1 protein-coding gene is annotated in these 11,185 nt (G+C 65.2%); it reads left to right on the forward strand.

Annotated features, from left to right (window positions below):
• Positions 1-259 precede the first annotated feature (259 nt).
• Complete coding sequence (locus tag AC3ISR_RS11265; protein WP_489324756.1) at positions 260-11,185, forward strand: non-ribosomal peptide synthase/polyketide synthase; 10,926 nt, start codon at positions 260-262, stop codon at positions 11,183-11,185.

Genomic DNA, 11,185 nt, shown 5'->3' on the forward strand with positions numbered 1-11,185 from the left:
GTAAAAACTCGTTCAATGCCTGGCGTGTCAGGTCATCTTCGATGGAGCCAATGTAGCCTTTGTGTTTCGGTCGGTTGTTCACTGAATCAGGTCTTCTGATTTCAATTGTTCGATGATCTGGCGCCGAACGTAGTGTTTCAGTTCGTTGATGACACTCGGTTGCACGCCTTTTACCCCGCGCTAATTTTTCCCTCTCCGGTTCGTTTTATAGGGACGACGTGCCTTTGTGCTTCCCGCCTATTGCTCCGGACTCCAAGAAATGAACGCTGAAGACTCCTTGAAACTTGCTCGCCGGTTTATCGGGTTGCCCCTGGAAAAACGCCAACTGTTCCTGCAAGCCTTGCAGAAAGAAGGCGTGGATTTTTCCCGGTTTCCGATTCCGGCAGGGGTGGAGGCGGGGGATCGTCAGGCGCTGTCCTACGCGCAGCAGCGCATGTGGTTTTTATGGCAGCTGGACCCGGCCAGCGGCGCCTACAACCTGCCAGGCGCGGTGCGGCTCAAGGGCGCGCTGAACCTGGGCGCCCTGGAGCAGGCGTTCGCCAGCCTGGTGGTGCGGCATGAAACGTTGCGCACGGTGTTCCAGCGCGGCGCCGATGAGCAACTGTTGCAAATCGCCACGCCGACCTCGCTGGTCATTGAGCAGCTCGACTTGAGCGCCCTGGCTGCTGCCGAGCGCGAGCCGGCCGTCAATGCCGCCGCGACCCGTCAATCACTGCTGCCGTTCGACCTGGAGCACGGCCCGCTGCTGCGCGTGCAACTGCTCAAGCTCGACGAGCAGGAGCATGTGCTGTTGTTGACCTTGCACCACATCGTCTCCGACGGCTGGTCGATGAACGTGCTGATCGACGAATTCATCCGTTTCTACGACGCCCATGAGCGCAACGAAGCGCCGCAACTGCCGCCACTGCCGATCCAGTACAGCGACTACGCCTTGTGGCAACGCCGCTGGCTGGAAGCCGGGGAGCAGGCGCGTCAGCTTGAGTACTGGCAGGCACGCCTGGGCGATGAACATCCGGTGCTGGAACTGCCCACCGACCGCCCGCGCCCGGCCGTGCCCAGCTACCAGGGCACACGGCATAACTTTGCGATCGAACCGACGCTTGCCGCGCAACTGCGCGGTTGCGCGCAACAGCACAACGTCACGCTGTTCATGTTGCTGCTGGGCGCCTTCAACGTGCTGCTGCATCGCTACACCGGCCAGGGCGACATCCGCATCGGCGTGCCCATCGCCAACCGCAACCGCAGCGAAGTCGAAGGGCTGATCGGTTTCTTCGTCAACACCCAGGTACTGCGCACCGAACTCAGCGGGCAAACCCGCGTCGGCGAGTTGCTGCAAGCCATCAAGGAACACGCGCTGGGCGCCCAGGATCATCAGGAACTGCCCTTCGAGCGCCTGGTGGAAGCCCTCAAGGTCGAGCGCAGCCTCAGTCACACGCCGCTGTTCCAGGTGATGTACAACCACCAACCGATGGTGGCGGACATCGCGAGCATCAGCACCGCCTCGGGCCTGGAGCTGGCATTGGTGGAGTGGCAAGGCCGCACCACCCAGTTCGACCTGACCCTCGATACCTATGAAAAGTCCGGCACCCTGCATGCCGCATTGACCTACGCCAACGACCTGTTCGACGCGCCCTCCATCGCGCGCATGGCCGAACACTGGATCAGCCTGTTACGCGCCATGATTGCCGATGGCCAGCAACGCATCGGCGAGTTGCCGATGCTCGCGGCGCAGGACCAGCAGGTGTTGGTCCACGCCTGGAACCACACCGCCGAGGCCTATCCGACCGAGCGCGGCATTCATCAACTGATCGAAGACCAGGTGCAGCGCACGCCGCACGCACCGGCGCTGGTGTTTGGCGACAACCGCCTGACCTACGCCCAACTCGACGCCCGCGCCAATCAACTGGCCAACCTGTTGCGCGAACGCGGGGTCGGCCCGGATGTGCTGGTGGGCATCTGCGTTGAGCGCTCCATCGACATGGTCATCGGCCTGCTGGCGATTCTCAAGGCCGGTGGCGCCTACGTGCCGCTGGACCCGGAATACCCCCGGGAACGCCTGGCCTACATGATCGAAGACAGCGGCATCACGCTGCTGCTCAGCCAGCAGCGCCTGCTCGCGCAACTGCCGGCCGAGGGCCTGCAGGTGATCGCCCTGGATCAGGTGGCCAGCGCACTCGATGGCTACAGCACGGCATCCCCTGCGGTGCAGGTCCAGGCGCTCAACCTCGCCTACGTGATCTACACCTCCGGCTCCACCGGCAAGCCCAAGGGCGCCGGCAACAGCCATCGTGGGTTGGTCAACCGCCTGTGCTGGATGCAGCAGGCCTACGCGCTGGATGGCAGCGATGCGGTCTTGCAGAAAACCCCGTTCAGCTTTGACGTCTCGGTGTGGGAGTTCTTCTGGCCGCTGATGACCGGCGCGCGCCTGGTGGTCGCCGCCCCTGGCGAACATCGCGAGCCGGCGCGGCTGATCGAGACCATTGGCCGCCATGGCATCACCACGTTGCACTTTGTGCCCTCGATGCTGCAGGCGTTTATCCACGAGCCGGGCGTGCATGCCTGCGCCAGCCTCAAGCGCATCGTGTGCAGTGGCGAAGCGTTGCCGCTGGATGCGCAAACCCAGGTCTTCGCCAAATTGCCCCAGGCCGCGCTCTACAACCTGTACGGCCCGACCGAGGCTGCCATCGATGTGACCCACTGGACCTGCATCGATGAAGGCGCCGACAGCGTGCCCATCGGTCGGCCTATCGCCAACCTGGCCACCTACGTGCTCGACGCCCAGCTCAATCCGGTGCCGGCGGGCGTGTCCGGCGAGCTGTACCTGGGCGGCACCGGCCTGGCGCGCAGTTATCACCGGCGCCCGGCGTTGACCGCCGAACGCTTTGTGCCGAGCCCGTTCGCCGACGGCGAGCGCCTGTACCGCACTGGCGACCGCGTGCGCCAACGCGCCGACGGCGTGATCGAATACCTCGGTCGCCTCGATCATCAGGTCAAGCTGCGTGGCTTGCGTATTGAGCTCGGTGAAATCGAGACACGCCTGATGCAGCACCCCGCCGTGCGCGAGGCGGTGGTGCTGGTGCAGGGCGGCAAACAGTTGGTCGCCTATCTCGTCCACGCACACGACGAGCCCGTCGACCTCAAGGCCTGGCTGCTCGGCAGCCTGCCGGAATACATGGTGCCAACCCACTTCGTGGCCCTGGCCAAACTGCCGGTGACCGCCAACGGCAAACTCGACCGCAAGGCGCTGCCGCTGCCGGACACCGCGCCGCAACAGGCTTACAGCGCCCCGCAAACCTCCCTGCAAATGGCGTTGGCGGCGATCTGGGTTGATGTGCTGGGCGTCGAACAGGTCGGCCTGGACGACAATTTTTTCGAGCTCGGCGGCGACTCGATCATCTCTATCCAAGTGGTCAGCCGCGCCAGGCAGGCGGGGCTGCGCTTCAGCCCGCGCGACCTGTTCCAGTACCAGAGCGTGCGCACGCTTGCGCTGGTGGCGAGCTTCGAGCAGGCCACGCTTATTGATCAAGGTCCGGTCAGTGGCGATGTGATCCTGACCCCGGTGCAGCAAGCCTTTTTCGCCCAGGCGATCCCGGTGCGCCAGCATTGGAACCAGTCGCTGCTGCTGACCCCGCGCGAGGCTTTGGAGCCTGCGCGTCTTGGCGCGGCGTTGATCCAAGTGATCAACCATCACGACGCCTTGCGCCTGCGCTTCACCCAGCAGGCCGATGCTTGGCAGCAGGCCCACGCCGAGCCCGTGAGGGATGCGCCGTTGTGGCAACGTCACGCGAACAGCGATGCAGAACTCACCGCCCTGTGCAATGACGCCCAACGCAGCCTCGACCTGGAACATGGCCCGCTGTTGCGCGCCGCGCTGGTCACGCTGGCCGATGGCACCCAGCGCCTGCTGCTGGTGGTGCATCACCTGGTGATCGATGGGGTGTCGTGGCGCATCCTGCTGGAAGACCTGCAACAGGCTTACAGCCGAGCCGCCTTGCCGGCAAAAACCAGCGCCTATCAGACCTGGGCGCAGCGGTTGCAGGCCCAGGCACACCACCTCGACGCGCAACTGGCGTATTGGCAGGCGCAAACGGTCGATGCCGAGCTGCCGTGCGACAACCTCCAGGGCGGCCTGCAAAAGCGCCTGGGCGACAAGCTCGAAATCCGTCTCAGCAGCGAACACACCCGCCAACTATTGCAAGACGCCCCGGCGGCCTATCGCACCCAGGTCAATGATCTGCTGCTGACCGCACTGGCGCGGGTAGTCGGGCGTTGGAGCGGCCAGCACGCCGCGTTGATCCAGCTCGAAGGCCATGGCCGCGAGGACCTGTTCGACGGCGTTGACCTGACCCGCACCGTCGGCTGGTTCACCAGCCTGTTCCCGGTGCGCTTGCAGGCCGAAGGCGAGCTGTCGAGCGCGATCAAGTCGGTCAAGGAGCAACTGCGCGCCGTGCCTGACAAGGGCCTGGGCTATGGCCTGCTGCGCTATCTGGGCACGGTGCAATCGCGCGAAGCCCTGGCAGGCCTCGCGGCACCGCGAATTACCTTCAACTACCTGGGGCAGTTCGACCGCCAGTTCGACGAGTCCGCGCTGTTCGTCCCGGCCACGCAAGGCAGCGGCCAGGCCCAGGACGACGAAGCGCCGCTGGCCAACTGGCTGACCCTGGAAGGCCAGGTCTACGGCGGTGAACTGAGCCTGAACTGGGGCTTCAGCCGCGAGATGTTCCAGCGCTCGACCATCCAGCGCCTGGCGGACGACTACCGGCAGGAACTGCTGGCGTTGATTGCCCATTGCGTCGACCCGCAACACGGCGGCCTGACCCCGGCCGACGTGCCCCTGGCGCGCCTGACCCAGCCGCAACTGGACGAGCTGGCGCTGCCCGCCCGAGGCGTGCAAGACCTCTACCCATTGTCGCCGATGCAGCAGGGCATGCTGTTCCACAGCCTGTATCAACAAGGCCAGGACGACATCTACGTCAGCCAGCTGCGCGCCGACCTTGTGGGCCTGGACGTGCCGCGCTTCCAGCACGCGTGGCAACAGGTGCTGGCCCGGCATGACATGCTGCGCACCGGCTTTGTCTGGCAGGACGCGCAAACCCAGCCCCTGCAAGCGGTGTACCGCGAGGTGGGCTTGCCGTTCATCGAGTACGACTGGCAGGCGCGCGCCGATCAGCCAGCCGCGCTGGACGAACTGAGCGAGGCGACCCGCGCCGAGGGTTTCGTGCTGGAACAGGCGCCGCTGCTCAGCCTGAAACTGGTGCGTACCGGCCCCGGGCGCTTCCATCTGATCTACACCAACCACCACATCCTGCTGGATGGCTGGAGCCGTGCGCAGTTGTTCGGCGAAGTCTTGCAGCACTACGCCGGCCAGCCATTGCCCGCGCTTCATGGGCACTACCGCGATTACATCGGCTGGTTGCAGGCGCAGGATGGGGCCCTCAGCGAAGCGTTCTGGAAAGACCAACTGGCCGCGCTGCACACCCCGACGCAACTGGCGCGTGGCGTCTCAACGGCACCCGCAGCGGCCAAGGGCAGTGAGCATCTGGCCCTGAGCCCGGCGCAGACCGCGCAACTGAAAGCCTTCGCCCAAGCGCACAAAGTCACCCTCAACACCCTGGTGCAAGCGGCCTGGCTGCTGTTGCTGCAACGCCACACCGGCCAAGACACCGTGGCCTTTGGTGCCACCGTTTCCGGGCGCCCGGCCGGTTTGCCGGGGGTAGAGCAACAGGTCGGCCTGTTCATCAACACCTTGCCGGTCATCGCTACGCCGAGCCCGCAGCTGTGGGTCGCCGATTGGTTGCAACAGCTGCAGGCGCTCAACCTGAGCCTGCGCGAACATGAACACACGCCCCTGTTCGACATCCAGCGCTGGGCGGGGGCGGGTGGGGCGGCGTTGTTCGACACCCTGTTGGTGGTGGAAAACTATCCGGTGTCCGCGGCGTTGGCCCACGGTGCGCCCGCCGGGCTTGGGTTCAGCAATGTGCAAAACCTGGAGCAGACGCATTATCCGCTTACCGTGCTGTTGGGCGCGGGTGCGGTCCTTGAATTCGAATTCAGCTTTGATCGACAACTGTTCGGCGCCGGCGAAATCCGCCAGTTGGCCGAGTCTTTCCAACACCTGCTGCACGGCTTGAGCCAGGCCACGCCGCAACGCCTGGGGGATCTGCCGGCGCTGACCGACACCGTCCGCCAACAGGTGCTCCACGACTGGAACGCCACCGCCCGCGACTACCCGTTGCAGCGTTGCGTGCATCAACTGATCGAGGATCAAGCGGCCCTCACACCGGATGCCCCGGCGCTGGTGTTTGCGCAGCAGCGCCTGACCTACGCCGAACTCAACCGCCGCGCCAACCGCCTGGCGCACCGCCTGATCGAAGCCGGTGTCGGCCCGGATGTGCTGGTCGGCCTCGCGGTGGAACGTTCGGTTGAAATGGTCGTCGGCCTGCTCGCCGTGCTCAAGGCCGGTGGCGCCTACGTGCCGCTGGACCCGCAATACCCACGCGAACGCCTGGCCTACATGCTCGACGACAGCGGCGTGAAACTGCTGCTGACCCAGGCGCATCTAGTGGCGCAACTGCCGATTCCCGAGGGTTTGCAACGCGTGGTGCTGGGCGATTCAACGTTCGAGGGCTACAGCGAAGCCAACCCCGGCATCGCGCTGGACGGCGACAACCTCGCCTACGTGATCTACACCTCTGGCTCCACCGGCCAACCCAAAGGTGCCGGCAACCGCCACTCGGCACTTGCCAACCGCCTGCACTGGATGCAGCAAGCCTACGCGCTGGACGTCAGCGACAGCGTGCTGCAAAAGACCCCATTCAGTTTCGACGTGTCGGTGTGGGAATTCTTCTGGCCGCTGATGACCGGCGCGCGCCTGGTGGTCGCCGCGCCCGGTGATCATCGCGATCCGGCCAGGCTGGTCAGCCTGATCAACGCCGAGCACATCACCACACTGCACTTTGTGCCGTCGATGTTGCAGGCATTTTTGCAGGAGCCGAGCGTTGCCACCTGTCACACCTTGCACCGCATCGTGTGCAGCGGTGAAGCGCTGCCGGTGGACGCCCAGCAGCAAGTCTTCGCCAAGCTGCCGCAGGCCGGGCTCTACAACCTGTACGGCCCGACCGAAGCGGCCATCGACGTGACCCACTGGACCTGCATCGACGAAGGCCGCGATGCCGTGCCGATTGGCCGTCCCATTGCCAACCTCGGTTGCTACATCCTCGACAACAACTTCGAGCCGGTGCCGGTGGGCGTGCTGGGTGAGTTGTACCTTGGCGGCGTCGGCCTGGCCCGCGGTTATCACCGCCGCCCGGCGCTGACCGCCGAGCGTTTTATCGCCCATCCTTTCGTCAGCGGGGAACGCCTGTACCGCACCGGCGACCTGGCGCGCTATCGCGACGACGGCGTGATCGAATACGCCGGGCGCATCGACCATCAAGTCAAGCTGCGTGGCCAACGCATCGAGTTGGGGGAGATCGAAGCGCGCCTGCTGGAACACACCTCGGTGCGCGAGTGCGCCGTGCTGGCGGTCGACGGCCGGTCTCTGGTGGCCTACGTGGTGCTGCATGCCGCCGCCGAGGATTGGCGTGAAGTGCTCGGCGCCCATTTGGCCGAGCACCTGCCGGACTATATGGTCCCGGCGCAATGGTTGTCGCTTGAGCGCATGCCGTTGAGCCCCAACGGCAAGCTGGACCGCAAGGCTCTGCCGAACGTTGAAGCGCAAGCGCGTGAATACCTCGCGCCGCACACGGAGCTGGAGCAACAGGTCGCCATGATCTGGGCCGAGGTGCTCGGGGTGGCGCAGGTTGGCCTGAACGATCAGTTCTTCGAACTGGGTGGGCATTCTCTGCTGGCGACCCAGGCTGTCTCGCGCATCCGCCACGGCCTGGGGCTGGATGTGGGCTTGAAGGCGCTGTTCGACCAGCCGGTGCTGGGGGATTTTGTCCGCGCACTGACCGACGTGCGGGTTGAAGACAAGCCGATCCAACGCGTTGAACGCGAGCGGCCGCTGGCCCTGTCCTATGCCCAGGAACGCCAATGGTTCCTCTGGCAACTCGACCCCCACAGCGCGGCCTATCACGTGCCCAGCGCCCTGCGCCTCAAGGGCCCGCTGGATCAGGTGGCCCTGCAGCGCGCCTTCGACACCCTGGCGGCGCGCCACGATAGCCTGCGCACTCACTTGCAGCAGGACGCCGAGCGCACGGTGCAAGTGATCAGCCCCGAAACGCGCATCGCTCTGCGCGTCGTCGATGCCGATGAAACGCGCCTGAAAGCCTTGGTCGAAGCCTGTATCACCCAGCCGTTCGACCTGCGCCAGGGCCCGCTGCTGCGCGTCAGCCTGCTGCGCCTGTCGGCCGATGAGCATGTGTTGGTGCTGGTGCAGCACCACATCATCTCCGATGGCTGGTCGATGCACGTGCTGGTCGATGAACTGGTCCAGCTCTACGCCGCCTACAGCCAGGGGCAACCCCTGCAACTGCCAGCGCTGGCGATCCAGTACGCCGACTACGCCGCCTGGCAGCGCCAATGGATGGAAGCGGGAGAGAAGGCCCGCCAGCTGGATTACTGGCGCGAACGGCTCGGCGGCGAACAGCCGGTGCTCGAGCTGCCGTTCGACCACCAGCGCCCGGCGGTGCCGACCCATCGCGGTGCGCGGCTCAATGTACCGTTGCCGGCGGCGCTGCTCGACAGTCTCAAGGCCCTGGCCCAACGCGAAGGCGTGACGCTGTTCATGTTGTTGCTGGCGTCCTACCAAGTGCTGCTGCATCGCTATAGCGGCCAGCAGGACATCCGTGTCGGCGTGCCCATCGCCAACCGCAACCGGGTCGAGACCGAGCGCCTGATCGGCTTCTTCGTCAACACCCAGGTGCTCAAGGCCGAGATCGACGGGCACACCAGCGTTCGTGAGCTGCTCGCCCAGGTCAAACAGCGCGCCCTTGAAGCCCAGGCCCACCAGGACCTGCCGTTCGAACAGCTGGTGGAAGCCCTGCAGCCGGAGCGCAGCCTGAGCCTGAGCCCGCTGTTCCAAGTGGCGTTCAACCACCACATCAGCCTCGCGGGCGAGCACTTGCGGCGCCTGGGCGAGTTGACGATCAGCCCGGTCGGTTGGGATGAAGCGGTCGCCCAGTTCGACCTGACGCTGGACATCGAAGAGTCCCAGACGCACCTGCTAGCGTCCTTGAGTTACGCCACCGATCTGTTTGAAGCCAGCACCATCGAGCGCATGGCGCGGCATTGGCAGAACCTGCTGCAGGCGATGGTTGCCGACCAGCAGCAGAACATCGGGCAGTTGAACCTGCTGGATGCCGATGAGCAACAGCACATCCTGCAACTGTGGGATCGCAGTGAGTCCGGCTTCTCAAACGCTCGTCTGGTGCACGAACTGTTCGCCGACCGCGCCCGTGAAAATCCGCAGGCGGTGGCGGTCAAGTTCGACACGCAAACCCTCAGCTACGGCGAGTTGGATCGCCAGGCCAACCGCCTGGCCCACGCGCTGATCGCCCGTGGCGTCGGCCCCGAAGTGCGGGTGGCGATTGCCATGCCGCGCAGTGCCGAAAGCCTGGTGGCGTTCCTCGGCGTGATGAAATCCGGCGGTGTGTACGTGCCGCTGGACATCGAATACCCGCGTGATCGCCTGCTGTACATGATGGAGGACAGCCGCGCGCAATTGCTGCTGACCCACAGCCGTGCGGTGCCGCAACTGCCGATTGCCGAGGGCCTAGAGGTGCTGGCGATTGATTGCACCGAGGACTATGCCGAGACCGCGCCAGAGGTGGCGTTGGACGGCGACAACCTTGCCTACGTGATCTACACCTCCGGCTCCACCGGCATGCCCAAGGGCGTGGCGGTTTCCCACGGTCCATTGGTGGCGCACATCATCGCCACTGGCGAGCGCTACGAAACCGGTCCGGCCGATTGCGAACTGCACTTCATGTCCTTCGCCTTCGACGGCTCCCACGAAGGCTGGATGCACCCGTTGATCAACGGCGCCAGTGTGCTGATCCGCGATGACAGCCTGTGGCTGCCGGAATACACCTACGCGCAGATGCATCGCCACAACGTGACCATGGCGGTGTTCCCGCCGGTGTACCTGCAACAGCTGGCCGAACATGCCGAGCGCGACGGCAATCCACCGGCGGTGCGGGTCTACTGCTTTGGCGGCGATGCGGTGGCGCAGGCCAGTTACGACCTGGCCTGGCGTGCGCTCAAGCCGACCTACCTGTTCAACGGTTATGGCCCGACCGAAACCGTGGTCACGCCACTGTTGTGGAAAGCGCGCAAAGGCGATCCCTGCGGCGCCGTCTACGCGCCGATTGGCACCTTGCTGGGCAACCGCAGCGGCTACGTGCTGGACGCCCAGCTCAACCTGCAACCCATCGGCGTCGCCGGCGAGTTGTACCTGGGCGGCGAGGGCGTGGCCCGGGGTTACCTGGAGCGCCCGGCGCTGACCGCCGAACGCTTCGTACCGGACCCGTTCGGCAAGCCCGGCAGCCGCGTGTACCGCAGCGGCGACCTGACCCGTGGGCGTGCGGACGGCGTGGTCGATTACCTCGGGCGCGTCGATCACCAAGTGAAAATCCGAGGTTTTCGCATCGAACTGGGGGAAATCGAAGCGCGCCTGCGGGAACAGGACAGCGTCGGCGAAACCGTGGTGGTGGCCCAGGACGGCCCGACCGGCAAGCAACTGGTGGCCTACGTCGTCCCGGCCGAGGCCAACCTGGCTGATACCGCCGCGTTCCGCGACACCCTGCGCCGCGCCCTGAAAGCCCGCCTGCCGGATTACATGGTGCCCGCGCACTTCATGTTCCTCGCGCAAATGCCCCTGACCCCCAACGGCAAACTCGACCGCAAGGGCCTGCCCGAACCGGACGCGAGCCAGTTGCAGCAAAGCTACGTGGCCCCCGAAACCGAGCTGGAGCAGCAGATCGCCGCCATCTGGGCCGACGTCCTGCGCCTGGAACAAGTGGGCTTGAACGACAACTTCTTTGAGGTCGGCGGCCACTCGTTACTGGCCATCCAGATCACCTCGCGGGTCCAGGCCGAACTGGGCCTGGAAGTGCCGCTGGTGGAGGTGTTCCAGACCGAAACCCTGCGCGCCTATGTCCAGGCCGCCGCCACCTTCCGTGCCGGCAGCGCGGAAGACTTTGATGATCTTCGTGACTTTTTGAGCGAACTAGAGGCGATTTGA

Source organism: Pseudomonas sp. GL_117, from assembly GCF_057835125.1.

Coding starts and splice junctions, on each gene's coding strand:
- AC3ISR_RS11265 (WP_489324756.1), top strand. CDS start 260: ATGAACGCTGAAGACTCCTTGAAACTTGCTCGCCGGTTTATCGGGTTG.